We start from the raw sequence: 22,567 nt of genomic DNA, 5'->3' as shown, positions 1-22,567 counted from the left end.
TCAGCCCGCCATCGCAATTCTCAGCGCTACCGATGCCTCGAGCAATTTGTTGGCCTGATCCGACACGGTCGTTGACAGGACATCATTCCCATCGTCTTTGAGCATCGTGGCTAAATCGAGCAGTTTTCCCACCTCAATCTCTACGACACGAACGGATTCGGTTATCTGGTATTTGAGTGAGTGAGCCATGGGATAAGCCTATTTTCAGATTCTTGGCGGTCATCTATTAAACCTCGCAACCCTGCGACTTCGCCAATTCCGATCCGGTCCAGCGCCCGATATATAGAATCCAAAGCCTCATGGTGCACGCTTGATTTCGCTGTCGAGTAAAGCACTGCTCGGCAGTTTACCCGAATGAACAACAACCTGACGGAGTCTCTGCAGGGATGTCAGCTGCACCTTTGTAATGTTCCGCCAACTACCTGGCCTTTATCTGGTTTTCCAACTACCGCCACCGGTTTCGCAGTCGATCTTTGATTGATTCAAGTGCTCGGCCCCGTAGTAGTACGTGGTGATTTGGGCATTGTTAGGGATGTTGACCGACTGGCTGTTTTTGTCCTTGCTGATGGACTGGGGATTCGCCAGGGATTCTTGCGTCAGTGTGGCCAGGCAGGTGGCTTGATAATGATCACCACATTGTTCGACTTTTTTCTTGGTGCTGGTGAGCATCTCTTTGCTTTCATTGCTGCAGGACCAGTCGATGGCGTCCACCGGCATGCCTTCGTATTCGTAACAGGTGTGGGATTCAACAACCGGGACCGAAGGGCTCTGGGACCGGGTCATCACGTCACACCCTTGGGCCATGACCAGGTTCGGACTCAGGCTGACGATGACGAGAAGCAGGAATCGACTGTTCATCAGGATTTCCTCTGCAGCAAGGGCGGCTGAGCACCGATGACCGGATCCAGCCGCCGACCATCAAGCTAAACGAAAGGTTGACCGGTAAATCCGCGAGGCAATCGCTGTCGTCCGGCCAGCGCGGTGAGGCGCTCGACCCAAGCCGCGCGCCAGTCATTGGCGGTATGCGTGACTTTGGTTTTGCGTGCAGCCCGGCGTGCCGAGTTGCGTTGATCTTTGCGTGCATCTTTGTACGCGTCGGTGTTTCGGCAGCTTCTGCATTTCACCCGGTTCAGTTCGCGCGTTGAAACCAGGTTTTTGCCTTGGTGACCGCAGGCAAGATGCCCGCTGACGCTGAAGTGAGTAACCATTAGACGTCTCCTTGTGACGTGTAAGGTTTTGACCTTCTGTGCTCGACGACGTTCGATGGTCCGAAAAAAGGCAAAAAAATGGCCCGCATGCGGGCGGGCCAAGGGGATTCATCAAAGGAGTGATTCCACCTTAGGGCAAGCAATGTGAAAGCAACGTGAAAGGTATGGGCAAAAAAAATCCCGGCGCGGGGCCAGGCGGTATTTGCAAGAGCACTCAGACAAGGACGCACCCGGTAGCGATAACGCCGCCGTTCATGCGTCCTGAATCAGGCCATGTCCGCGAATCGAGTATCCCGATCAGACTATCTGAAACGTGGCAGCGGCCGGTCGACGGGTTTGAGCGAAGACAGGGTGTTGCGGATCAACGGTGTGTCTTTCTCGATATCGTTCAGGCGATCACGGATTCGCAGGGCAGTCGGGTGTCCGCCTTGGTGATCGACCCAGTCGGCGATTTCCTTGCACGCCGCAGCCAAACGCGCCTGGCGTGAATCAAGCAAGGTGAGCAGGGTGGTGATGGACTCTTTTTCGGACATGTAACACCTCCGTTCAAGAAACCTGGCAATGGCAGCAAAAAGCCCGCGAGGTGCGAGCTTTCTGCCGATGGGGACGCTGTTCCTTCAGCTTTTTCAGTATAGACCCGCCTTTCAGCCTTGTCGGGCCGTCACGCGGGACCTGGCATTAAGCAGCTGGCATGCGCGCCGGGCGTCTTCTTCAAGATCGAAGCCGTCACCGATGAAGCCGCGAGTGCGGGAATCGGCAATTCGATACCAGACAGCGGCGTCGGGGGGTTGATGACTGACTTCCCCGGCTCGGCGGCCATGGATGATGATCTTGTTGCAACGCTTAACGACGAAAATGTCTTCCATGGCGCCACCGCAGCTGATTTCTGTCACATCAACTATAGAAGCCATTTGCAATCGTGCAAAACCAGGACGGTTCAATTCGTCTGATCGCGCTCATCCATCGTCGATAAATGCCATCCCTGCGACGCCCAGTTGAGGGCATGAGTCGGTGCCAATGCGGCGAGAAAATGCTGATCGTGAGAGACCGCCACGATTGCTCCGGGAAATGCCTGCAACGCTGTTTCAAAGGCTGATATGGATTCCAGGTCGAGGTGATTGCTCGGCTCATCGAGCAGCAGCAGTTGCGCGGGTGTTTGCCGCCACAGCGCAATAGCGATCGCAGCCTTCAAGCGTTCGCCGCCGCTGAGTAAACCGCTCGGGCGGGTGACGTGGTTGGCGCCCAGGTGTAGATGTGCCAGGTGGCTACGCAACGTGCCTTCTGTCAGTGGTGTATCCAACAGCGCCAGTTGTTCCAGGATGGAGCGCTGATCATCCAGTATCGCCAGTTGCTGATCCAGAAAAGCGCAGGGAACGTGAGTACTGCACTGTCCACTGACTGGCTCGACTTCCCCCGCGAGCATCCGTAACAAAGTCGACTTGCCGCAACCGTTCGGGCCACTCACAACGATTCGCACGGGCCCCGCGAGAGAAAGGCTTAAAGGCGCTGCGTCTGCTGGCTGCCAAGGCAGCTGCACGTCAACCAGCGTCAGTACTTGCCTGGTCGTCGGGATCAGCGTGCCGGGCAAGTACACCATGACGGGCTCATCGAGCAGTGTTCTGGCGTTGGCATCGGATACCCGAACATCGAGCAGGTTTTTGCGGGCCTTATGTGCCCGGTGAATGGGCCCCATCGCATCCATGGCCGCGCCCTTCATTTTTGCGCGTTCGAATCCCGATACGTTGGCGCTTTCAGCCTTTTTACGGGCGCAGGCAGCGTGTCGCTGAACCGTGTCGTGCTCACGCTGCAAACGAACCCGTTCCCGCTTGCGATCAGTGCGTGCCCGATCAAGCGTCGCACGGCTCGCCGCTTGGTCGATCGCTCGTTGGGCCCGGAACACCTCATGGTTGCCGCCAAAAACGTTTGATCCAAGCGGCGTGAGTTCGACGATTCGATCAACCTGATTGAGCAGCTGTCGATCGTGGCTGACAACAATCAACCCGCCGCGCCATTGTGCAAGTTTGCGCTTCAGCCACTGACGTCCTTCCGTGTCCAGATGATTAGTGGGCTCATCCAGCACCAGCAATTGCGCCTGCGCGAGAAACGCGCCGATCAACGCGATCCGCGCTTGTTGTCCGCCGCTCAGGAGGTGAGTCGGGGTGTCGTGCCGAACGTCGAAAAGCCCTGCTTCGTCCAGCTGCGAGCGCAGCCGGTCCGCCACATCCCAGCGTTCAGCCAGGGTCTCGAGATCTTCATTCGAGGCAATTCCCAGACGCACACGCGACAACGCCATCAGCGCGTCTGCGGTACCCGTCGCCTGGGCGACCGTTTGCTCGACGTGTAGCGAAAATGTTTGCGGCACATACCCCACCTCAGCCTGGACATCCAGTGTTCCTGAGGTGGGTTTGAGTCGTCCGGCAATCAAGCGGGCAAGCACGCTTTTGCCAATGCCATTTCGGCCGACGATGGCTGTATGAACGCGGTCGAAGCTCAGGGTCAAGGCGTCGAAAACAGTTTCGCCATTGGCGAACTTGAAACCCAGATGGTTCAGTGAGACGAGTGCAGGCAGACGCGTGACGTGAGTCATAGGCACCTCCGGAAAATGTCGAAAAGACCAACAAGCGCCGTTGGCAACTTGTCGTGGAAACATTTTTTGGAAGGCTTAGTTGTTCACGTCGAAGGTCATCCTGAAGGGAAGGAGAAGGCGGCTAGCCTAGACGAGGATTCAGCATCGTTCAAGATTCCTGTAGGAGCAGCCTTCGACAGCTCCTACAGGGATCACCGAAGTTCAGCGTTCTGCGCAGCTTCGACCATTTGCTCCAGAAACATCGCCAGCCCGACTTCCTCAGCCCGCAGTCCTTTGCGCGTCCTGGGTTTCGGCAGTTCGGCCAGCGCACCCAGCAGAAATCCGTCCAGCACCGCCGGATGGATGTAGCACTTGCGGCAGACCGCAGGGGTGTTGCCCAGCTGTTTGGCGACGTTCTTCACCATCTCCACCACATGCCGCTTGGCATCCGATTCCGGCTCCCAGTGCAATTCGCGCAACACCGACAACGCCAGCGCGCTGCCGGCCCAGGTGCGGTAATCCTTGGCGGTGAAATCTGCGCCAGTGAGGGATTGCAGATAGGCGTTGATGTCGGAGGAGCTGACGGTATGGCGTTCGCCGTTTTCGTCCAGGTACTGGAACAGATTTTGCCCGGGAATCTCCAGGCAACGCTTGATGATCCGAGCCAGGCGCCGGTCTTTCACCGTGATCTGGTGTTCAACGCCGCTTTTGCCGCGGAATTGAAACAGGATGGCACTGCCATTGACCTCAACGTGACGGCTGCGCAGGGTGGTGAGGCCATACGAACGGTTGTCACGAGCGTATTGGGTATTGCCGACCCTGATCAGAGTGGCGTCAAGCAAGGTAATCACAGTGGCCATGACTTTCTCGCGACTGAAGCCTGGAGCCTCCAGCAACGCCTCAAGCTGTTTGCGCAGTTTTGGCAGGGCCCGTCCGAAATCCCTCAGGCGTGAGTATTTATCTGCGTCGCGTACTTCGCGCCAGCGCGCGTGGTAACGGTATTGCTTACGCCCGCGTGCATCGCGCCCGGTGGCTTGCAGATGGCCACGCGGGTCGGCGCAAATCCACACATCAATGTAGGCCGGTGGGACGGCGAGGGCATTGATGCGTTTGATTTCATCCGGGTCAGTGATGCGCTGACCTGAAGGATCGAAATAACAGAACTTGCCGCGCAATTTCTTGCGCGTGATTCCAGGCTGCGTGTCATCGACATAATGCAGGTCCGGTGGCAGCACATCAGGCAACGCGGTATCGGGCATGGCGGTTTTCCTTGGCGCAAATCAGGGGCCGTTACAGCCATTGACCGCGCACTTTTGCAGTCGTGCCAGCGGATTTACGCCAGCACGGCCACCGCCTTGATCTGCGCCCAGAGTTGCTGGCCCGGGTGTATGGCCAGTTGGTCTCGGGAAAAACGCGTAATGCGTGCCAGCAAGGGTGTGCCCGCGGCGTCCAGGCGCACCAGCACGTGAGCGGCGTTGTCCGCACCCATTTCACTGATCACCGTGACGGGCAGGCGATTGAGGATGCTGCTTTGTCCGACACTCTGCAGGCTCAGGCTGACATCCCGTGCGTGAACTTTGCAGCGCAACGCCTGACCTTGGGTCATGGGCGCGTGGGCCACGCGAATGCTCATGTCGGTGTTCGGCAGTTGCAACGTCAGCAGTTGGTAGTCAGCGTCATAGGCGCTGACATGGCCTTCGATCACCACGCCGGCATCACCGCCCATCGCCAGCGGCAGGTCCAGGCGCGCGAGGGTTTCACCAATCGGGCCGCTGGCCAGCGCTTTACCGTCGTTGAGTAAAACGATGTGGTCGGCCAACCGCGCCACTTCATCCTGAGAATGGCTGACGTACAAAACCGGGATGTCCAGCTCATCGTGCAACCGTTGCAAGTAAGGCAGGATTTCGTTTTTTCGCTGACTGTCGAGCGCTGCCAGCGGCTCGTCCATCAGCAACAATTTCGGGCTGGTGAGCAGGGCACGAGCGATGCCGATGCGCTGACGTTCGCCGCCTGACAGATGCTGGGGATGCCGGTCCAGCAGATGGCCGATCCCGAGCAGTTCGGTGGCGTGGGCCATGTCGACCCGGCGTTGTGCTTTCGGGATTCGCTTGAGACCAAACTCCAGATTGGCCAGCACTGACAGATGAGGAAACAGGCTGGCTTCCTGGAAAACATAGCCCAGCGCGCGTTTATGCGGCGGGACGAAAAGGTGCTTTTCGCTGTCCTGCCAGACTTCATCGTTGACCTGGATAAACCCCAGATCGGCTTTTTCCAGGCCGGCGATGCAGCGCAAGCAGGTGGTCTTGCCGGAGCCGGAGTGCCCATACAGCGCGGTGACGCCACGACCCGGCAACTGCAGGTCCACGTCCAGAGCGAACCCGGAATAACTGAGTTTAAGGCGCGTATGAATCATCGGTCAGCTCCAGCCCGTTTTGATTTTGCGGCTGGAATAGAGCGCCAGCAACACGGCAAAAGAGAAGACCAACATGGCACCGGCCAACCAATGGGCCTGGGCGTATTCCATGGCCTCGACGTGATCGTAAATCTGCACTGAGACCACTCGGGTCTTGTCCGGAATGTTGCCACCGATCATCAGCACCACGCCGAATTCACCCACGGTGTGAGCGAAACCGAGTATCGCCGCCGTTATGAAACCGGGGCGCGCCAGTGGCAGGATCACGCTGAAAAACGTGTCCCAGGGATTGGCGCGCAACGTCGCGGCGACCTCCAGTGGGCGGGTGCCGATGGCAGAAAAAGCGTTTTGCAGCGGCTGAACCACGAAGGGCATCGAGTAGAGCACTGAGCCGATGACCAACCCTGCAAAACTGAAGGTGAGGGTGCCGAGCCCGAGTGACTGGGTGAACTGGCCGATAAACCCGTGCGGGCCGAGTGCCAGTAACAAGTAAAAGCCAATCACCGTGGGCGGCAGGACCAAAGGCAGGGCGACGATCGCCCCGACCGGTCCGCGCAACCAGGACGAGGTGCGCGACAGCCATAACGCGATCGGAGTGCCGATCACCAGCAGGATAACCGTCGTCAGCGACGCGAGTTTCAGGGTCAGCCAGATCGCGGCGAAGTCGGCACTCGATAGCGTCATTTAGAGTTGGTAACCGTAGGACTTGATGAGAGCGGCGGCTTTTGGACCTTTGAGGTATTCAACCAGCGCCTTGGCGGCCGGGTTGTCCTTGCCTTTGTTGAGGATCACCGCGTCCTGCTTGATCGGGTCGTGCATGTCGGCCGGAACAATCCAGGCCGAACCACCCGTGACTTTGCCGTCCTTGTAGATCTGTGAAAGGGCGACGAAGCCCAGTTCGGCGTTGCCGGTGGAGACGAACTGATAGGCCTGAGTGATGTTCTGGCCTTCAACGATCTTGCCTTTGACCTGGTCGGTCAGGCCCAGTCTGGCCAACACCTGGGTGGCGGCCAGTCCGTAAGGCGCCGTTTTCGGGTTGGCGATGGAGAGGTGCTGATACTGGTTGTCGCTCAACACTTTGCCTTTGCTGTCGACGTAACCTTCCTTGGCCGACCACAGCGCCAGCGTGCCGATGGCGTAAGTGAAGCGCGAGCCCTTGACCGTATCGCCTTCGGCTTCCAGTTTTTGCGGGGTGGTGTCGTCTGCCGAGAGGAACACCTCGAACGGCGCGCCATTCTTGATCTGGGTGTAGAACTGACCCGTCGCACCATAAGCAGCCACCAGTTTGTGCCCGGTGTCCTTTTCGAAATCAGCGGCAATGGCCTGAATCGGCGCGGTGAAGTTGGCCGCGACGGCCACCTGAACTTCGTCAGCCTGGGCAGAGCCGAAGGCGAATACCGCGATCAGGCTGGCAAAGGCTGTGGGGGCAAAACGTGAGGCGCATAGGGTCATGAAACGGCTCCGTAGTCGGCAGGACAGCGAGTTGGGTAAACGCTATGTAGCGAAATATATAGCGAAATGCCTGCAAACGGAACGGGATTGTATACATCTGATTGGCTATAAACCGTATAGCAGCTGGCGAAGCCTGCGTTCGCCTCTGTTGTGGAGAGGGGATTTATCGAAACGTCGCACCGCCCCGTTCGGCTGCGCAGCAGTCGTAAAAATTTGGGGCCACTGCGTGACCCAACGGGGATAAATCCCCTCGCCACAGAGCCGCCGAACGCAGGCTTCGCCAGCCGCTACACGGGTCGAGGTGTTTACCTAACCTAACGAATCAACTTCGCCAGGCCTTCTTCCGCCAGCCGTCGGGTCAGCTCTTCGGTGGTCAACTCCACTCCGAGGGTGAAAGCCTGACCCGCCCACAGGTTACTGAAATCCGCTTCTCCTTTGGCCCGCAACGGCATCAAAGCGCCACCCGCAAGTGGGAAGGCCGGCGCTGTGTTGCTGATCGGCCCGAGTTCGCGCATCACCCGATTGAGAATTCCCCGCGCCGGGCGCCCCGTGAAAATATTGGTGACGGCGGTTTCACTTTCTTTGGCCGTTCGCAGCGCCTTGTGGTGTGACGCGCTGACCTTGGCTTCCGGCGTAAACAAGTATGCGGTGCCGACCTGCACCGCCGACGCGCCCAGCAGAAACGCCGCCGCGACACCGCGAGCGTCGCTGATGCCGCCTGCTGCAATCACCGGCACAGTCACCGCGTCGACAATCTGCGGCACGAGCGCGAAGGTGCCCACCTGGCTGTTGAGATCATCGCTCAGGAACATCCCGCGATGGCCGCCGGCTTCATAGCCCATGGCGATGATCGCATCACAGCCCTGACGCTCAAGCCATATGGCTTCTTCGACGGTGGTGGCCGAAGACAGCACTTTTGCGCCGGTTGCCTTGACCCGATCCAGCAACGATTTTTCGGGTAGGCCGAAATGAAAACTCACCACAGGAGGACGGAGCGCTTCGATCACTTCACAGGTGGCGTTATCGAAGGGCGCGCGATTGGACACCGGCGTCGGTGCGTCGAAGTCGACACCCAACTCGCGATAGTACGGTTCCAGCAGGTTCTTCCAGTCACGGGTACGCTGGTCATCTGGTGCGGGAGGTTGATGGCAGAAGAAGTTGACGCTGAACGGCCGCTGGGTCTGCTGGCGAATGGTCGTCAGTTCCTCACGCAACTGATCGGTACTCAGCATGGCGGCGGGCATCGAGCCCAGGCCACCGGCATTGCTGGCAGCGATGACCATGGCCGAGCCGGTCGCACCGGCCATGGGGGCCTGAATGATGGGCAGTTCGATCCCTAACAGGTCGAGAATGCGCGTGTCTGGCCATTGACTCATTGGGTGTGCTCTCCGGCGAAATAACAGGACAGGGCAGTGGCGCTGAATGTGTATCTTAATGCCTGACGCAAGGCCAGCCCAACCCATCGCCCGCCCCATCAAACCCGGATTGGCTTAAAGTCGGGTAGGGCAACACAGTGCCAAGTGCTATTTGAACGGCACCCACTCTGCAAGTTTTCTCAGGAGGCATCAATGTTCAACGGCATTCTGATCAACAAAGATGACAGCGGTTACCAGGCCACACTGCAAGCGATCAATGACGATCAATTGCCCGAAGGCAATGTGACGGTGCGCGTGGCTTACAGCACGCTGAACTTCAAGGATGGCCTGGCGATTACCGGTAGCAGCCCGGTGGTGCGAAAATTCCCGATGGTGCCGGGAATCGATCTGGCCGGTACTGTCGAAAGCAGCGAGCATCCGGACTACAAAGTCGGGGATAACGTCTTACTCAATGGCTGGGGTGTGGGTGAAGGGCACTGGGGTGGATTGGCACAAAAAGCGCGCCTGAACGGCGACTGGCTGATTCCGTTGCCCGAGGCGTTCACAGCGGCCCAGGCGATGGCCATTGGCACGGCGGGCTACACGGCGATGTTGAGTATCCTGGCGCTGGAACACAACGGTGTGACGCCGGAACAGGGCGAAGTACTGGTCACGGGTGCCAACGGAGGCGTAGGCAGTTTCGCCATCGCATTGCTGAGCAAGCTGGGCTATCGGGTGGTCGCGTCCACGGGCCGGACTTCCGAGCATGAGTACCTCAAGCAATTGGGTGCCAGTGACATCATTGATCGTGGCACATTGTCCGAGCCGGGCAAGCCGTTGGCCAAGGAACGCTGGGCGGCGGTCATCGATTCAGTCGGCAGCCATACCCTGGCCAACGCCTGCGCCGCCACAAAATCCAACGGAACCGTTGCAGCGTGCGGGCTGGCACAAGGGATGGATTTCCCGGCATCTGTTGCCCCTTTCATTTTGCGCGGCGTCACCCTGGCCGGTATCAATAGCGTGACCCAGCCAAAAGCCAGGCGTGTGCTGGCCTGGGATCGCCTGGCGCGGGATCTGGACGTCGCATTGTTGCCGCTGATCAGCCACGAGATCGGATTGAACGAGGTCATCGAGGCCGCTCCACGGTTGCTGGCGGGTCAGTTGCGGGGGAGAGTGGTGGTGGACGTTAATCGCTAAATTTAAAAGATCGCAGCCTCGTTTCACTCGACAGCTCCTACAGGTGTACGCATAACCCTTGTAGAAACTGTCGAGTGAAACGAGGCTGCGATCTTTTGATCTTGAAAACCTAACGCCCCTCACGCTCCAACAATTGCCGCTTGCGCTCAACCCCCCAGCGATACCCTGAAAGATCGCCATCGCTGCGCACAACCCGGTGGCAAGGAATCGCCACCGCCAGGCTGTTAGCCCCACAGGCTTGAGCCACGGCGCGGTAGGATTTCGGCGCACCGATACGCTGCGCGATTTCGGCATAGCTGGCCGTACTGCCTACAGGAATCTCGCGCAATGCCAGCCAGACCCGCTCCTGAAACGCGGTACCGCGCAGATCCAGCGGCAAGTCCAGGCCAAGCGCCGGGGCCTCGATAAAGCCAACCACCTTGGCGATCAGTTGCTCGAACGCGTGATCAGCGCCAATCAGATTGGCTCTACGGAATTTGTCCTGCAGATCGCAGACCAGTTGATGCGGATCATCGCCCAGCAGGATCGCGCAAACGCCGCGTTCACTTTGCGCCACCAGGATCGCCCCCAGCGAACACTGGCCGACGGCAAACCTGATGTCGTTGTTTTGGCCGGCGGCTCGGTAATCAGCGGGTTTCATGCCCAGCACATGGTCCGCCGCTGCGTAAAACCGGCTATTGGAATTGAAGCCGGCGTCGTACAACGCATCAGTGACCGAGCCGCCATTGCCCAGATGCTCGCGCACTTTGCGAGATCGATGTGCGCGGGCGTACTCCCTGGGCGTCAGCCCGGTCACGGCCTTGAACACCCGGTGGAAGTGAAAGCTGCTGAGCCCTGCCGCTAACGCCAGGTCACTGAGCGCCGGTAGCTCCTCGGCCTCTTCGATCTGCCGGCAGGCACCGGCGACCGTGGCCGCATGCTGCGCCGCGATCTCGCTCTGATCTTTTGCTGCGCGTTTGCTGGGGCGATATCCCGCGGCCTGGGCCAGTTCGGCGGTGTCGAAGAATTCGACATTTTGCGGGTTGGGCAACCGCGCCAGACTGCTGGGCCGGCAATAGACGCCGGTGGTTTTGACCGCGTACACGAATTGCCCGTCCGCACGCGGGTCGCGTGCAACCACGGCGGCCCAGCGCGGGTCGTTCTCGATGGTGATCCTGGTCGAATGAGTGGTCATTGCGTCATTTCCGTTGCGACGTTTCATTCAGACTAAGTCCCGCACCCGTTCACCACACTCCGGTGCTTGCGGTTGAATTCGGATGTTCATCGGGCGGTACGAAACGTGAAGTTGATCCGTTGTTCGCCCAGTCGCGGGTGCTGCCCTTCCTTGATAGGCAAAACGCCGTGATATCGCAAACGGTCGACACCGCCCCAAACCACAATATCGCCATGCAACAGCGGCACTCGTTGGCATTTATCGCTGCGTTCAAATCCGCCGAACAGGAACATCGCCGGCAACCCCAGGGACACTGAGACAATGGGCGCGTCGTAGGACGTTTCGTTCTTGTCCTGGTGCAATGACATTTTTGCACCGGGAACGTAGCGATTGATCAAGCAGGAATCAGGCAGGAACGCTTCGAATCCCGCCTCTCGCGCTGCTGCCTGGGCAAGATGAAAAAACACCTCGGGCATGTCCGGCCAAGGCTCGCCACTTAGCGGGTCTTGTCGGGTATAGCGATAGCCACTGCGGTCGGTCGTCCAGCCCCAGGTGCCGCAACTGCTCATGGCTGCCGACATGGTGAACCCGCCCGGCGTGACCATCTGCCGAAATGGTGCAGCCTTCAGCACCGCCTCGAGTTCAGGCAGTAATCGATCCAGCCAGGGCAGGGCGAAGCCCCTGAGCACGTAGGACTGTTTCCCCATCTGCTCGCGCCTGGGATGTTGCTCGGGTTCGAGGTTGGCGAACATGTCTAAAGTAGTCGGGTTCATGGCTCATAACGCGTCGTGAAAGATGATGCCCAAGGTGTGCCGCTTTCCAGTGTGCAGACGACTCACGCCATGGCGCAGGGTAACGCGGTAGTCACCGCGGATGCCTTTGACCGGACGTTGATTGACCGCAAAGATGACCCCGTCGCCTTTTTTCAGACCGATGACTTGCGGGCGCGACTGCATTCGTGGGCGCTGTTCGGTCAGCACGAACTCGCCTCCTGTGAAGTCTTCATCCGGTTCTGACAGAAGAATCGCCACTTGCAGCGGGAAAACGTGTTCACCGTACAAATCCTGGTGCAGGCAGTTGTAGTCTTGAGGACCGTACTGCAGCAATAAGGGGGTCGGACGTTCCTGACCAGCGGCATGGCAGCGCTGAATAAACGCTTCATGTTGATCGGGGAATCGGGTGGGCAAGTTCATGCATTCGTACCAGCGATTGGCGATCGCCACCAGACGAGGGTAGAGCGCGCGACGCAAGCGGCTGACGAGTTCAGGCAGTGGATACTTGAAGTACTTGTACTCGCCACGGCCAAAGCCATGGCGAGCCATCATCACTTGAGAGCGGAATGGCTCGAATTGCGAATACATCGCGCTGATATCCGCGCAATCCTCATCGCTCAACAACGACTTGATCACGGCGCAGCCATCCTGGTCGAGTTGCTGTTGCAGACCGTCCCAGTCGAATCCATCGAGCGAACGCTCATCAAACATGTCCTGACTCCTTAACGCAGGGTTAAAGGTGACAGTCTGGGACGGGCCTGCGGCGGAATCACTCCGGCGCTTGCGGTCGAACTCTGGCAGGCGCCGGTCGCATTGCTCCTACAGCGCTTTGCTCACGCTAATTTCGCTTATCACGTCGTCGCCTTGGCCGTGAATCACATCCAGCGCAGCCTTGGCTTCTTCTGTCGTGCCGTTTTCGAGCTGTGCAAACTCGAACCGACGTTCGCCGTTGAGTTTGTATTTGATGACGTATTTGGTCGTTTGGGCCACGGTCATTCCTGCTGTCTTCGTGTAAGAGCGTTACTCAACTCAGTTTCGAGTTGGAGCGGCGGATGATCTTGATCGAGTGTGTCAGGGTCGGTTTGCGGGTCACGCTGATGGCCCGGTTGCTGACCGTGTCGATCGTGATGTTCCAGAAACCGGTACTCGGTGCAGTAATTCGCGCCGGGAAAGTGTCAAACGCTCCGCCGTGATACGTATGACGGCCGCCATTTTTGAAGCTGCGAAAGTTGGCGTCGTTCATCAAGCGGATGTTGCAGGTTTGGGAGCATTGAATGACGACGATGTCGTCTTCGTTGAGGTGCTCGCGCTGGTGGATAAATTTCATGAGGCGCCTCCAGAAGGGCTTTTTCTACAAAATCAAAACGATAGCTTGGGCGATGGGCGCAGTTTATCAGCCCGAACAGGTTATTATCCGGCCGCCGTGGTCCACTTTGACAATTAAACCGGTTATTTGGAGATCCATGAGCGATAAACGCAGTGAGCCTCGGAGAAAAACGGCATTTGTGCTGTCGGAGGCTCTTTATCGGAGGTTTTGTATGAAGTGGGGTGTGTTGGTTTTGCCATTGGCGTTGTCGATCGGTGGTTGCGCAAGTGTTTCGGAGATCAATGAAACGTTGCCGACCATGAGCGTGATCTCAGGCAAGAAGCCCCAGGAGTATGCGCAGTGCCTGACCGAGAAGCTGGCCAGTAGCCGGGGCGCTCTGCAAATCGAACCGCACAAGGACGGTGTCCGAGTGATCGTTCCGCAAAAGCTGACCTCTGGGCCGGCCGCGGTGTTTGATATCGAAGATCGCTCAACGGGCAGCAGCATCAAGCTGCACGAGCGCATTTCCAATGTGCCGTTGCGCCCATGGGATGTTCGAAATGCCGCCACGGCCTGCATATCGGGCTGATAAACTACAGTCCGCACGCATAGATGCCGTCAAAGCAACGCTTTGGCGGCATTGTCATTTCTGGAGTCGAGTAATGAAAAGAGAGCAGGTACGGGAACGTCATGCAGAGGGCCTGATTTCTGCCACGCATGTGATTCAGAACCCGGCCAATTCAGGGGAGTGGATCGTTTTTTTCAAGAAAAGCGAGGGGCGTAGCTACTTTCTGGTCGATGAAAACGACGAAGTCGAATCCTTCAGTCGTCTCGACGATTTGATCGAGACCGTTCGAGGTCTCGGAATCAAATTCGCCGAAATCCACATGTAGGGCAGGGGCCCTACTTGCACACCACCACGACACTGCGGTTTTTGAAGTTGCCGACATCGACGCCCAAGGTCTTGTCGCTTTCCTTGAGTGAAGGTGTGCCGTCAGTGCCTACGATTCGATAGCCGGTACCGGCGCACGATGCATCGGCTTTCTCGTAACACGTTGCCCAGGAATTGGCTTCCCCGGAGCAATCGATCGCAAGCCCTTGTTCCCCGTTGTTCAGGTAGGTTGTTTCGGATGTTGCGCAGCCGCCAAGGGCCAATAGTGCGATCAGGGGTAAGAATTTATTCATGTCGTTGTCGTCGTCAGGATAATGGGGCTAAGCCTGTGACAGCGCTGGCATCAAAAGGTTATAGCGAAAGGCCACTTCGTTGCGGGTCATCACAAAAAAGCCCTGCACAGTGCAGGGCTTCTGTCACGAATAAGTTCAAATCAGATCTTGTCTTTACCGCGTCGCTTGGTGGGCGGGTGTTCGAGTTGCAACACTGATGCCACTTCAATCGCGCTGGCTTCAGTCGGGAACGGCCCGGCAATACTCTCGCCATTAGCGCCAGCCACCCACCATTGTCCGTCCTTCGCCTGATTGATCAGGAACCCGTTGACGCTTTTTGCTTCCGACATCTATCTGCCTCGTTGGCTTGGTTCAATGCGCAATGATAGCGCCAAATGCCCTAAGGTGGTGCCGATCAGCGTATGGTGATCCGACGCCTGCCCGATTGCCGGTACAGGCAGGACGGACGATCTCTGCTATCTATAGGAGCCGGCGCAATCTACAAAACCGGTTTGCGGAACTATCCGACAGAATATTTCTCTATGATGGCATCGGTTAGCCAGCGCGGGGCATTGTAAGGTGCCCGCCGCCTGATTAGACTGCGCCGAAACTCGTACACACAGCCCTTACAAGGACTTTTATGATCAAGAAATGCTTGTTCCCAGCAGCCGGTTACGGTACTCGCTTCCTGCCAGCGACTAAAGCCATGCCCAAAGAAATGCTGCCGGTGGTAAACAAGCCACTGATCCAGTACGGCGTTGAAGAAGCCCTGGACGCTGGGTTGACCGAAATTTCCATCGTGACCGGTCGCGGCAAACGCGCACTGGAAGACCACTTCGATATCAGCTACGAGTTGGAAAACCAGATCAAAGGCACCGACAAGGAAAAATACCTGGTCGGTATCCGCAAACTGCTCGACAACTGCTCGTTCTCCTACACCCGCCAGACCGAAATGAAAGGCCTGGGCCACGCAATCCTGACCGGTCGTCCGCTGATCGGCGACGAACCGTTCGCCGTGGTGCTTGCGGATGACTTGTGCGTCAACCTTGAAGGTGACGGCGTACTGACCCAGATGGTCAAGCTGTACAAGCAGTTCCGCTGCTCGATCGTCGCCATCCAGGAAGTCGATCCGCAAGAGACTCACAAGTACGGTGTGATTGCCGGCGAGATGATCCGCGATGACATCTACCGCGTTCACAGCATGGTTGAAAAACCAAAGCCTGAAGACGCGCCGTCGAACCTGGCCATTATCGGTCGCTACATCCTGACACCGGACATCTTCGACCTGATCGAACAGACCGAGCCAGGCAAGGGCGGTGAAATCCAGATCACCGACGCGCTGATGAAACAGGCGCAGAATGGCTGTGTGATGGCCTACAAGTTCAAAGGCAAGCGTTTCGACTGTGGTGGTGCTGAAGGCTACATCGACGCGACCAACTTCTGCTTCGAGAACTTCTACAAGACTGGCAAGGCCTACTAATAGCGCCTGACCTGCTTGTATTGAAAAAGCCACCTTCGGGTGGCTTTTTCATGTTCAGCCAATACCGAATGCTTTACCTGTAGCAGCTGCCGAAGGCTGCGTCCGACTGCGAAGCGGTCGCTTTTGCGGGATGCTTTGATGTCGGCTTGAAAATCAGGGCCGCTTCGCGCCCCAACGCAGGCTGCGCCAGCTGCTACAGGGGGTCTCCGGCTTTTGTCGGTCAGGTCCGTTCCAAAATCGTGTATTGCGCTTGCCCGCCCGGCGTCTGCGGGTATGCTGTTGGCCTGCCGAGGAGATTGAAGATGGCCTACGATTTTGACCTTTATGTGATTGGTGCCGGTTCCGGCGGTGTGCGTGCTGCGCGTTTTGCGGCGGGATTTGGCGCGAAAGTGGCAGTGGCTGAAAGCCGCTATCTGGGTGGCACCTGTGTAAACGTCGGCTGTGTGCCGAAGAAATTGCTGGTCTACGGTGCGCATTTTGCCGATGACTTCGAGCAATCGTCCGGATTTGGCTGGACACCGGGCGAGGCTGATTTCGATTGGGCGACGCTGATCGCCAACAAGGATCGCGAGATCAACCGCCTGAACGGGATTTACCGCAACCTGCTGGTAAACAGTGGCGTGACCTTGCATGAAGGCCACGCCAAGATCGTCGATCCCCATACCGTCGAGATCAATGGCGCGCGCCATACCGCAAAAAACATCCTGATTGCCACCGGTGGCTGGCCGCAGATCCCGGAAATCCCAGGGCATGAACATGCGATCAGCTCCAATCAGGCGTTCTTCCTGAAAGAGTTGCCCAAGCGTGTACTGGTCGTCGGTGGCGGGTACATCGCGGTTGAATTTGCCGGGATTTTCCAGGGGCTGGGCGCCGAGACGACATTGCTGTATCGCGGCGATCTGTTCTTGCGCGGTTTCGACGGTTCGGTGCGCAAGCATTTGCAGGAAGAGCTGACCAAGCGCGGCATGAATCTGCAATTCAATGCCGACATCGAGCGTATCGACAAGCAGTCCGACGGCAGCCTGAAAGCGACCCTCAAGGACGGTCGCGAGCTGCACGCCGACTGTATTTTCTACGCTACGGGTCGACGTCCGATGCTGGACAACCTGGGGCTGGAAAACACCGGCGTCAAACTGGACAAGAAAGGCTTTGTCGAAGTCGACGAACAGTATCAGACGGCAGAGCCTTCGATACTGGCGCTGGGCGATGTAATTGGTCGAGTGCAGCTGACCCCCGTCGCACTCGCCGAAGGCATGGCCGTTGCGCGTCGCCTGTTCAAGCCTGAGCACTATCGTCCGGTGGATTACAAAATGATCCCGACGGCAGTGTTCAGCTTGCCGAACATCGGCACTGTCGGTTTGACCGAGGAAGAGGCGCGGGATGCCGGACACGACGTGGTGATCTACGAAAGCCGTTTCCGTCCGATGAAACTGACCCTGACCGAATGCCAGGAGCGCACCCTGATGAAACTGGTGGTGGATGCCAAGACCGACAAGGTGCTGGGATGTCACATGGTCGGTCCGGACGCGGGTGAAATCGTCCAGGGCCTGGCAATCGCCCTGAAGGCGGGCGCCACCAAGCGTGACTTCGACGACACCATCGGGGTGCACCCGACTGCCGCCGAAGAGTTCGTCACCATGCGAACGCCTGTCGCGGGTTAATCGGCCTCCGCTGTGGCTGGCGCTGTCGCAACGACAGCCGCCAGTCGCACGCGCTCATCGAGACTCGCCTGAGTCTTGAGCAATTCAATCTCCAGCATCTTGTTCGCCTGCGACTGCTCCTCGACGCTCTGTTTAAGTGACTGGCTTTCCAGCAGTGCTGCACGCAAGCGTTCCTGGAGGAGGGTGCGTTCGGTGTCGATCCGGTTGACCTGTTCGAGCAACTGATCCTGCCGGCTGTGCGTTTGCTTGAGCTGGTCCTGCAGCAGGCTCAATTCGCGCAACGTTCCGCGGTTTTCCGTCAGCAGGCGCTCATTGTCGCGGTGCAGTTGCGTGATTTCGTCCTGACGTACCAGTGCGCTTTGCTGCGCCTGACGCAACTCCATCTGCACCTGTTGCACCTGTCCTTCGTGGCGTCGCTGCTCCTGCTCGCGTTGCTCTTTGACCGCGTTGCGGTAGTGCTCCAGAGCATCCCGGGCGTGCAGGTGTTTCTCTTCAAGGGAGCGGATCTGCTCATCCTTGTCTTGCAACCTTAATTCGAAATCGGCCAGTGCCTGGTTCAGTCCGGCATTGCGGGTCTGTTCGGTTTGCAGCAGGGCGACAGTGTTCTGCAGCGTGTCCGATTCCTGTGTCAGCGCCAGCGTCTGAATCTCGTACTGATGATGCAATTCGGTGTTGGCTTCCTGTGCCTGTGCCAACTGCGCATCCAGTGCGGTCTTTTGCTGATCGAACTGGGCGCGAGCCTGGTCGATGGGCTCCTGGGCCTGTTCTTTGAGGCGCTGCGCAAGGCGAGAAACCAGCGCAGTCAGCTCATCATCGATGGGTTCGGATGGGCTTTCTGTGGGTTCTACGCCGTCATCCAGCTCTTTCAGATACCGATGAATCGTGGTTTTAGAACCGGTATTGCCCATCTCGATACGTACCGCGTCGATGCTGGGATGCTCGCCCCGGGCAAGGATTGCCAGGCGTGCCGTTTGAACCACTGCTTTATTGATGCCGCCGCGAGCCATGCACTCTCCTACGATTTCGTACTGTGGTACGTACCACTAAAAACGGCAGTGTACCACGTTGGTTGTAAAGTTAAATAAGGTCACTTTATGATGCGGGATATACTGGTATTATCCCGTGTCAGCGCATTTTTGACGCGTTTTCACCGCTATGTCCGTACACCCCAACCCCGTAGGAGCAAGCGATGCTCCCACAGGCTCTGCGCAAGGCCATTTCCATGAGTGATCTCGATCGATACCTGCAAGCCGCCACTCGGGACAACACCCGTCGCAGCTATCGCGCGGCCATCGAACACTTTGAGGTCAGTTGGGGCGGCTTCCTGCCTGCGACTGCAGACAGCGTCGCGCGTTATCTGGTGGCGCATGCCGGTGTGTTGTCGATCAATACGTTGAAGCTGCGTTTATCGGCGCTTGCGCAATGGCACAACAGCCAGGGCTTCGCCGATCCCACCAAGGCGCCTGTCGTGCGCAAAGTGTTCAAGGGCATACGCGCGCTTCATCCGGCTCAGGAGAAACAGGCCGAGCCTTTGCAGTTGCAGCATCTTGAGCAAGTAATTGCCTGGCTGGAGCAGGAAGCGCAGACCGCTAAATCTGAGCACGATCAATCGGCACTGCTTAGGGCCCGACGCGATACGGCGCTGATCCTGATGGGCTTCTGGCGTGGCTTTCGCAGCGATGAGCTGTGCCGAATCCAGATCGAGCACGTTCAAGCGAGCGCCGGCACCGGCATCAGCCTTTACCTGCCTCGCACCAAGGGTGACCGCGAAAACCTTGGCAAGACGTACCAAACGCCAGCGCTGCAGCGTTTGTGTCCCGTGCAGGCCTATATCGAGTGGATCACCGAAGCCGCGCTGGTGCGGGGGGCGGTGTTTCGAGGGATTGACCGTTGGGGGCATTTGAGCGAGGCGGGCCTGCACCCTAACAGCGTGATCCCGCTGCTGCGTCAGGCGCTGGAGCGCGCAGGCATTTCTGCCGAGCATTACACCAGCCATTCGCTGCGACGCGGATTTGCTACGTGGGCACATCAGAGCGGATGGGATTTGAAGTCGCTGATGAGTTATGTCGGCTGGAAGGACATGAAGTCAGCCATGCGTTATGTGGAGGCGAGTCCGTTTCCAGGCATGACGCGACTCACGGAAAAACCGTTGGCACCCTGACGCTGCACATCACCCTGAAGCAGCTGTCGATCCTGGTTCTTGTGGTGAGGGGATTCAGCGAAACGTCGCACCGCCTCGTTGATTTGCGAAGCAACCCCGAAATCCGGTTATCAGGTGAATCAGGCATACCGCGCGCACTGGTTTTGCGACGACTACGTCGCCGAACGGGGATAAATCCCCTCGCCACAAGTGCTCGGCTCCTGGCTCTTGGCTCTTGGCTCTTGGCTCCAGGCTTATGGCACCTGACTCTTGGTTCCTGGCTCTTAGCGCTCACCGAACCCCGCTAGATACCCATTTCTTCTATTAATACAGTCGGCTAATAGCCAAAACCAATCAGCAGCATGAGCTTTGCCAATGAGCCATCGGGGAATTGAATAGGTAGGATTCATTCCATCAACTTTTCAACCCCTGACGGAGAGTCATCGATGCCTATCATCAACAGCCAAGTTAAACCCTTCAAAGCTGACGCCTTCAAAAACGGCGACTTCGTAAAAGTGTCGGACGCTGACCTGAAAGGCAAATGGTCTGTCGTGTTCTTCTACCCAGCCGACTTCACTTTTGTTTGCCCGACCGAGCTGGAAGACCTGGCTGATAACTACGACGCATTCCAGAAACTGGGCGTCGAGATCTACAGCGTTTCCACCGACACCCATTTTGCCCACGCTGCCTGGCACAACACGTCGCCAGCCATTGGCAAAATCCAGTACACCATGATTGGCGACCCGACCCACGCCATCTCCCGCAACTTCGACGTACTGATCGAAGACGCCGGTCTGGCTGACCGTGGCACTTTCGTGATCAACCCTGAAGGCCAGATCAAAATCGTCGAGCTGAACGACGGCGGTGTGGGTCGTGACGCTTCCGAACTGCTGCGCAAAATCAAGGCTGCTCAGTACGTCGCTGCTCACCCAGGCCAGGTTTGCCCAGCCAAGTGGAAAGAAGGCGAGGCTACTTTGGCTCCGTCTTTGGACCTGGTCGGCAAGATCTAAGTCTGTGACACGCACCATCAGGGCGGTCTCCCGCACCTAAGTAAGCTGCACCGCCCTCAAAAACGCCCGGGCGAGATTCGCTCGGGCGTTTTTTTTACGAATTCAAAAAAAGGAAATCGCCCGTATGTTGGACGCCAATTTAAAAGCCCAGTTGAAGTCATACCTGGAACGGGTCACCCAGCCGATCGAGATCGTTGCCTCCCTCGACGACGGTGCGAAATCCCGTGAAATGCTCGAACTCTTGAAAGACGTTGCCAGTCTTTCCACACACATTACGTTGCTCGACAACGGTGACGATGCGCGCAAACCATCGTTCTCGATCAACCGCCCGGGTGCCGATATCAGCCTGCGTTTCGCCGGTATCCCCATGGGCCACGAATTCACCTCGTTGGTGCTGGCCCTGCTGCAAGTGGGTGGCCACCCATCGAAAGCCAGCGCTGAAGTGATCGAACAGATCCGTTCCATCAAGGGCGAGTTCAGCTTCGAGACCTACTTCTCGCTGTCCTGCCAGAACTGCCCGGACGTGGTCCAGGCGCTGAACTTGATGGCGGTGCTCAATCCGAACATCCGCCACGTGGCCATCGACGGCGCGCTGTTCCAGGCGGAAGTCGATGAGCGCCAGATCATGGCCGTGCCAAGTATCTACCTTAACGGGGTGAACTTCGGTCAGGGTCGCATGGGTTTGGAAGAAATCCTCGCCAAGATCGACACCAGCGGTATCGAGCGTCAGGCCGAAAAAATCAGCGCCAAAGAAGCCTTCGATGTGCTCGTGGTCGGCGGTGGCCCTGCCGGTGCTTCGGCTGCCATCTACGCTGCCCGTAAAGGCATTCGTACCGGTGTTGCGGCGGAGCGTTTTGGTGGGCAGGTGCTGGACACCATGGCGATCGAAAACTTCATCTCCGTACAGGAAACCGAAGGGCCGAAACTGGCTGTGGCGCTGGAAGAACACGTCAAGCAATACGACGTCGACATCATGAACCTGCAGCGTGCCGACAAGCTGGTGCCGGGCAAGAATGGCGAGCTGCACGAAATCCACTTCGCCAGCGGTGCGTCGCTGAAAGCGCGGACCGTAATTCTGGCGACTGGTGCGCGGTGGCGTGAAATGAACGTCCCGGGTGAGCAGCAGTACCGCAACAAAGGCGTGGCGTACTGCCCGCACTGTGACGGTCCGCTGTTCAAAGGCAAGCGCGTGGCAGTGATTGGCGGCGGCAACTCCGGCGTCGAAGCGGCCATCGATCTGGCGGGTATTGTCGCTCACGTGACCCTGCTGGAGTTCGACGTGCAACTGCGCGCCGACGCCGTTCTGCAACGCAAATTGCACAGCCTGTCCAACGTGACGGTGATCACCAGTGCGCAAACCACGGAAGTGACGGGCGACGGTCAGAAGGTCAATGGCTTGCGTTACAAGGATCGTCAAACTGACGAGCTGCGCACCGTCGACCTGGAAGGCATCTTCGTACAGATCGGTCTGTTACCGAACACCGATTGGCTCAAAGGCACCATTGAGCTGTCGCCACGCGGCGAGATCATTGTTGATGCTCGAGGCGAGACATCGATGCCGGGTGTATTTGCCGCTGGAGACGTGACCACGGTGCCGTACAAACAGATTGTGATTGCAGTGGGCGAGGGCGCCAAGGCTTCGCTCAGCGCATTCGATCACTTGATCCGCACGTCCGCCCCGGCATAAAC

The 22,567-nt window shown here is 57.9% G+C and carries 27 protein-coding genes; 8 read left to right on the top strand and 19 right to left on the bottom strand.

All coding sequences use genetic code 11. The annotated features are described in order from the left end of the window. The 11 genes from AC3ZVB_RS10810 to AC3ZVB_RS10760 all read right to left on the bottom strand — a co-directional run bounded on the left by AC3ZVB_RS10810 (position 1) and on the right by AC3ZVB_RS10760 (position 9,015). The gene (locus AC3ZVB_RS10810; RefSeq protein WP_162436508.1) at positions 1–189 is read right to left on the bottom strand and encodes a hypothetical protein; all 189 of its coding nucleotides are present in this window, start codon (positions 187–189) and stop codon (positions 1–3) included. Positions 190–429: 240 nt separating this feature from the next. Next, positions 430–858, bottom strand: a complete 429-nt coding sequence (locus AC3ZVB_RS10805; RefSeq protein ID WP_490146512.1) for a hypothetical protein — start codon at positions 856–858, stop codon at positions 430–432. Between the two features lie 65 nt (positions 859–923). Further along, positions 924–1,208 (bottom strand): hypothetical protein, encoded by a 285-nt coding sequence (locus tag AC3ZVB_RS10800; protein WP_162436506.1) that lies wholly within the window; start codon positions 1,206–1,208, stop codon positions 924–926. Between the two features lie 302 nt (positions 1,209–1,510). After that, entirely contained in the window at positions 1,511–1,741 is a 231-nt protein-coding gene (locus AC3ZVB_RS10795) for a hypothetical protein (protein WP_140671772.1), read from the bottom strand. A 111-nt stretch (positions 1,742–1,852) separates the two neighbouring features. Then, the gene (locus AC3ZVB_RS10790; RefSeq protein ID WP_162436580.1) at positions 1,853–2,074 is read right to left on the bottom strand and encodes a hypothetical protein; all 222 of its coding nucleotides are present in this window, start codon (positions 2,072–2,074) and stop codon (positions 1,853–1,855) included. Positions 2,075–2,145: 71 nt separating this feature from the next. Beyond that, the gene (locus tag AC3ZVB_RS10785; protein WP_490146511.1) at positions 2,146–3,795 is read right to left on the bottom strand and encodes an ABC-F family ATP-binding cassette domain-containing protein; all 1,650 of its coding nucleotides are present in this window, start codon (positions 3,793–3,795) and stop codon (positions 2,146–2,148) included. 191 nt (positions 3,796–3,986) lie between these two features. Further along, complete coding sequence (locus tag AC3ZVB_RS10780; protein WP_194692070.1) at positions 3,987–5,033, bottom strand: DNA topoisomerase IB; 1,047 nt, start codon at positions 5,031–5,033, stop codon at positions 3,987–3,989. Positions 5,034–5,107: 74 nt separating this feature from the next. After that, on the bottom strand, positions 5,108–6,187 hold the full coding sequence (gene modC, locus AC3ZVB_RS10775; RefSeq protein WP_490146510.1) for a molybdenum ABC transporter ATP-binding protein: 1,080 nt from the start codon (positions 6,185–6,187) through the stop codon (positions 5,108–5,110). A 3-nt stretch (positions 6,188–6,190) separates the two neighbouring features. Continuing rightward, complete coding sequence (modB, locus tag AC3ZVB_RS10770; RefSeq protein WP_490146509.1) at positions 6,191–6,871, bottom strand: molybdate ABC transporter permease subunit; 681 nt, start codon at positions 6,869–6,871, stop codon at positions 6,191–6,193. Next, a complete protein-coding gene (gene modA, locus AC3ZVB_RS10765; protein WP_490146508.1) occupies positions 6,872–7,639 on the bottom strand; it encodes a molybdate ABC transporter substrate-binding protein in 768 nt (255 codons plus the stop codon). It abuts the gene before it with no gap. A gap of 314 nt (positions 7,640–7,953) precedes the next feature. Beyond that, the gene (locus AC3ZVB_RS10760; RefSeq protein ID WP_490146507.1) at positions 7,954–9,015 is read right to left on the bottom strand and encodes an NAD(P)H-dependent flavin oxidoreductase; all 1,062 of its coding nucleotides are present in this window, start codon (positions 9,013–9,015) and stop codon (positions 7,954–7,956) included. A 192-nt stretch (positions 9,016–9,207) separates the two neighbouring features. Between AC3ZVB_RS10760 and acuI the strand changes: the two genes are divergently transcribed. Further along, on the top strand, positions 9,208–10,191 hold the full coding sequence (acuI, locus tag AC3ZVB_RS10755) for an acrylyl-CoA reductase (NADPH) (RefSeq protein ID WP_490146506.1): 984 nt from the start codon (positions 9,208–9,210) through the stop codon (positions 10,189–10,191). 109 nt (positions 10,192–10,300) lie between these two features. Here the strand turns inward: acuI and ada are convergent, their stop codons facing one another. The 5 genes from ada to AC3ZVB_RS10730 all read right to left on the bottom strand — a co-directional run bounded on the left by ada (position 10,301) and on the right by AC3ZVB_RS10730 (position 13,444). Next, positions 10,301–11,365 carry a bifunctional DNA-binding transcriptional regulator/O6-methylguanine-DNA methyltransferase Ada gene (gene ada / locus AC3ZVB_RS10750; protein WP_490146505.1) on the bottom strand — a complete coding sequence of 355 codons (1,065 nt, stop codon included), beginning with the start codon at positions 11,363–11,365 and terminating at the stop codon, positions 10,301–10,303. 86 nt (positions 11,366–11,451) lie between these two features. Next, positions 11,452–12,117 carry a DNA oxidative demethylase AlkB gene (alkB, locus tag AC3ZVB_RS10745; protein WP_490146504.1) on the bottom strand — a complete coding sequence of 222 codons (666 nt, stop codon included), beginning with the start codon at positions 12,115–12,117 and terminating at the stop codon, positions 11,452–11,454. A 3-nt stretch (positions 12,118–12,120) separates the two neighbouring features. After that, complete coding sequence (locus tag AC3ZVB_RS10740; protein ID WP_490146503.1) at positions 12,121–12,828, bottom strand: 2OG-Fe(II) oxygenase; 708 nt, start codon at positions 12,826–12,828, stop codon at positions 12,121–12,123. 108 nt (positions 12,829–12,936) lie between these two features. Beyond that, a complete protein-coding gene (locus AC3ZVB_RS10735) occupies positions 12,937–13,113 on the bottom strand; it encodes a hypothetical protein (protein ID WP_178114276.1) in 177 nt (58 codons plus the stop codon). A 28-nt stretch (positions 13,114–13,141) separates the two neighbouring features. Continuing rightward, positions 13,142–13,444: a DUF1883 domain-containing protein gene (locus tag AC3ZVB_RS10730; protein WP_162436496.1), complete on the bottom strand. Its 303-nt coding sequence runs from the start codon at positions 13,442–13,444 to the stop codon at positions 13,142–13,144. A gap of 211 nt (positions 13,445–13,655) precedes the next feature. Between AC3ZVB_RS10730 and AC3ZVB_RS10725 the strand changes: the two genes are divergently transcribed. Together AC3ZVB_RS10725 and AC3ZVB_RS10720 are read left to right on the top strand one after the other, a co-directional pair. Further along, a complete protein-coding gene (locus tag AC3ZVB_RS10725; RefSeq protein WP_162436578.1) occupies positions 13,656–14,012 on the top strand; it encodes a hypothetical protein in 357 nt (118 codons plus the stop codon). Between the two features lie 73 nt (positions 14,013–14,085). Beyond that, positions 14,086–14,316, top strand: a complete 231-nt coding sequence (locus AC3ZVB_RS10720) for a hypothetical protein (protein ID WP_162436495.1) — start codon at positions 14,086–14,088, stop codon at positions 14,314–14,316. 10 nt (positions 14,317–14,326) lie between these two features. On the opposite strand, the gene AC3ZVB_RS10715 is transcribed toward AC3ZVB_RS10720, so the two are convergent. Together AC3ZVB_RS10715 and AC3ZVB_RS10710 are read right to left on the bottom strand one after the other, a co-directional pair. Beyond that, on the bottom strand, positions 14,327–14,608 hold the full coding sequence (locus tag AC3ZVB_RS10715) for a hypothetical protein (RefSeq protein WP_162436494.1): 282 nt from the start codon (positions 14,606–14,608) through the stop codon (positions 14,327–14,329). 140 nt (positions 14,609–14,748) lie between these two features. Further along, positions 14,749–14,937: a hypothetical protein gene (locus tag AC3ZVB_RS10710; protein WP_490146502.1), complete on the bottom strand. Its 189-nt coding sequence runs from the start codon at positions 14,935–14,937 to the stop codon at positions 14,749–14,751. A gap of 290 nt (positions 14,938–15,227) precedes the next feature. On the opposite strand from AC3ZVB_RS10710, the gene galU reads away from it, so the two are divergent. After that, on the top strand, positions 15,228–16,067 hold the full coding sequence (gene galU / locus AC3ZVB_RS10705; RefSeq protein WP_010460715.1) for a UTP--glucose-1-phosphate uridylyltransferase GalU: 840 nt from the start codon (positions 15,228–15,230) through the stop codon (positions 16,065–16,067). 302 nt (positions 16,068–16,369) lie between these two features. After that, positions 16,370–17,728 (top strand): glutathione-disulfide reductase, encoded by a 1,359-nt coding sequence (gorA, locus tag AC3ZVB_RS10700; protein WP_490146501.1) that lies wholly within the window; start codon positions 16,370–16,372, stop codon positions 17,726–17,728. Here gorA and AC3ZVB_RS10695 read toward each other — a convergent pair. Next, positions 17,725–18,735, bottom strand: a complete 1,011-nt coding sequence (locus AC3ZVB_RS10695; protein ID WP_490146500.1) for a DNA-binding protein — start codon at positions 18,733–18,735, stop codon at positions 17,725–17,727. The two genes, gorA and AC3ZVB_RS10695, sit on opposite strands and share 4 nt — an antisense overlap. A 182-nt stretch (positions 18,736–18,917) precedes the next feature. On the opposite strand from AC3ZVB_RS10695, the gene AC3ZVB_RS10690 reads away from it, so the two are divergent. The 3 genes from AC3ZVB_RS10690 (at position 18,918) to ahpF (ending at position 22,565) form a co-directional block, all read left to right on the top strand. Then, positions 18,918–19,889 carry a site-specific integrase gene (locus tag AC3ZVB_RS10690; protein WP_490146499.1) on the top strand — a complete coding sequence of 324 codons (972 nt, stop codon included), beginning with the start codon at positions 18,918–18,920 and terminating at the stop codon, positions 19,887–19,889. A 425-nt stretch (positions 19,890–20,314) separates the two neighbouring features. Then, positions 20,315–20,878, top strand: a complete 564-nt coding sequence (ahpC, locus tag AC3ZVB_RS10685; RefSeq protein WP_010460707.1) for an alkyl hydroperoxide reductase subunit C — start codon at positions 20,315–20,317, stop codon at positions 20,876–20,878. A 124-nt stretch (positions 20,879–21,002) separates the two neighbouring features. Beyond that, positions 21,003–22,565: an alkyl hydroperoxide reductase subunit F gene (ahpF, locus tag AC3ZVB_RS10680; protein ID WP_490146498.1), complete on the top strand. Its 1,563-nt coding sequence runs from the start codon at positions 21,003–21,005 to the stop codon at positions 22,563–22,565. Positions 22,566–22,567: the final 2 nt, after the last annotated feature.

This window comes from Pseudomonas sp. MDV22-iso1 (assembly GCF_058145095.1).
The sequence above is the reverse complement of the archived record's forward strand: the minus strand, read 5'-3'. Positions and strand labels throughout refer to the sequence as shown.

What these genes read in the sequence shown, in the direction of transcription:
- AC3ZVB_RS10810 (WP_162436508.1), bottom strand. Translation starts at nt 189, where the DNA reads ATGGCTCACTCACTCAAATACCAGATAACCGAATCCGTTCGTGTCGTA.
- AC3ZVB_RS10805 (WP_490146512.1), bottom strand. Translation starts at nt 858, where the DNA reads ATGAACAGTCGATTCCTGCTTCTCGTCATCGTCAGCCTGAGTCCGAAC.
- AC3ZVB_RS10800 (WP_162436506.1), bottom strand. Translation starts at nt 1,208, where the DNA reads ATGGTTACTCACTTCAGCGTCAGCGGGCATCTTGCCTGCGGTCACCAA.
- AC3ZVB_RS10795 (WP_140671772.1), bottom strand. Translation starts at nt 1,741, where the DNA reads ATGTCCGAAAAAGAGTCCATCACCACCCTGCTCACCTTGCTTGATTCA.
- AC3ZVB_RS10790 (WP_162436580.1), bottom strand. Translation starts at nt 2,074, where the DNA reads ATGGAAGACATTTTCGTCGTTAAGCGTTGCAACAAGATCATCATCCAT.
- AC3ZVB_RS10785 (WP_490146511.1), bottom strand. Translation starts at nt 3,795, where the DNA reads ATGACTCACGTCACGCGTCTGCCTGCACTCGTCTCACTGAACCATCTG.
- AC3ZVB_RS10780 (WP_194692070.1), bottom strand. Translation starts at nt 5,033, where the DNA reads ATGCCCGATACCGCGTTGCCTGATGTGCTGCCACCGGACCTGCATTAT.
- modC (WP_490146510.1), bottom strand. Translation starts at nt 6,187, where the DNA reads ATGATTCATACGCGCCTTAAACTCAGTTATTCCGGGTTCGCTCTGGAC.
- modB (WP_490146509.1), bottom strand. Translation starts at nt 6,871, where the DNA reads ATGACGCTATCGAGTGCCGACTTCGCCGCGATCTGGCTGACCCTGAAA.
- modA (WP_490146508.1), bottom strand. Translation starts at nt 7,639, where the DNA reads ATGACCCTATGCGCCTCACGTTTTGCCCCCACAGCCTTTGCCAGCCTG.
- AC3ZVB_RS10760 (WP_490146507.1), bottom strand. Translation starts at nt 9,015, where the DNA reads ATGAGTCAATGGCCAGACACGCGCATTCTCGACCTGTTAGGGATCGAA.
- acuI (WP_490146506.1), top strand. Translation starts at nt 9,208, where the DNA reads ATGTTCAACGGCATTCTGATCAACAAAGATGACAGCGGTTACCAGGCC.
- ada (WP_490146505.1), bottom strand. Translation starts at nt 11,365, where the DNA reads ATGACCACTCATTCGACCAGGATCACCATCGAGAACGACCCGCGCTGG.
- alkB (WP_490146504.1), bottom strand. Translation starts at nt 12,117, where the DNA reads ATGAACCCGACTACTTTAGACATGTTCGCCAACCTCGAACCCGAGCAA.
- AC3ZVB_RS10740 (WP_490146503.1), bottom strand. Translation starts at nt 12,828, where the DNA reads ATGTTTGATGAGCGTTCGCTCGATGGATTCGACTGGGACGGTCTGCAA.
- AC3ZVB_RS10735 (WP_178114276.1), bottom strand. Translation starts at nt 13,113, where the DNA reads ATGACCGTGGCCCAAACGACCAAATACGTCATCAAATACAAACTCAAC.
- AC3ZVB_RS10730 (WP_162436496.1), bottom strand. Translation starts at nt 13,444, where the DNA reads ATGAAATTTATCCACCAGCGCGAGCACCTCAACGAAGACGACATCGTC.
- AC3ZVB_RS10725 (WP_162436578.1), top strand. Translation starts at nt 13,656, where the DNA reads ATGAAGTGGGGTGTGTTGGTTTTGCCATTGGCGTTGTCGATCGGTGGT.
- AC3ZVB_RS10720 (WP_162436495.1), top strand. Translation starts at nt 14,086, where the DNA reads ATGAAAAGAGAGCAGGTACGGGAACGTCATGCAGAGGGCCTGATTTCT.
- AC3ZVB_RS10715 (WP_162436494.1), bottom strand. Translation starts at nt 14,608, where the DNA reads ATGAATAAATTCTTACCCCTGATCGCACTATTGGCCCTTGGCGGCTGC.
- AC3ZVB_RS10710 (WP_490146502.1), bottom strand. Translation starts at nt 14,937, where the DNA reads ATGTCGGAAGCAAAAAGCGTCAACGGGTTCCTGATCAATCAGGCGAAG.
- galU (WP_010460715.1), top strand. Translation starts at nt 15,228, where the DNA reads ATGATCAAGAAATGCTTGTTCCCAGCAGCCGGTTACGGTACTCGCTTC.
- gorA (WP_490146501.1), top strand. Translation starts at nt 16,370, where the DNA reads ATGGCCTACGATTTTGACCTTTATGTGATTGGTGCCGGTTCCGGCGGT.
- AC3ZVB_RS10695 (WP_490146500.1), bottom strand. Translation starts at nt 18,735, where the DNA reads ATGGCTCGCGGCGGCATCAATAAAGCAGTGGTTCAAACGGCACGCCTG.
- AC3ZVB_RS10690 (WP_490146499.1), top strand. Translation starts at nt 18,918, where the DNA reads ATGCTCCCACAGGCTCTGCGCAAGGCCATTTCCATGAGTGATCTCGAT.
- ahpC (WP_010460707.1), top strand. Translation starts at nt 20,315, where the DNA reads ATGCCTATCATCAACAGCCAAGTTAAACCCTTCAAAGCTGACGCCTTC.
- ahpF (WP_490146498.1), top strand. Translation starts at nt 21,003, where the DNA reads ATGTTGGACGCCAATTTAAAAGCCCAGTTGAAGTCATACCTGGAACGG.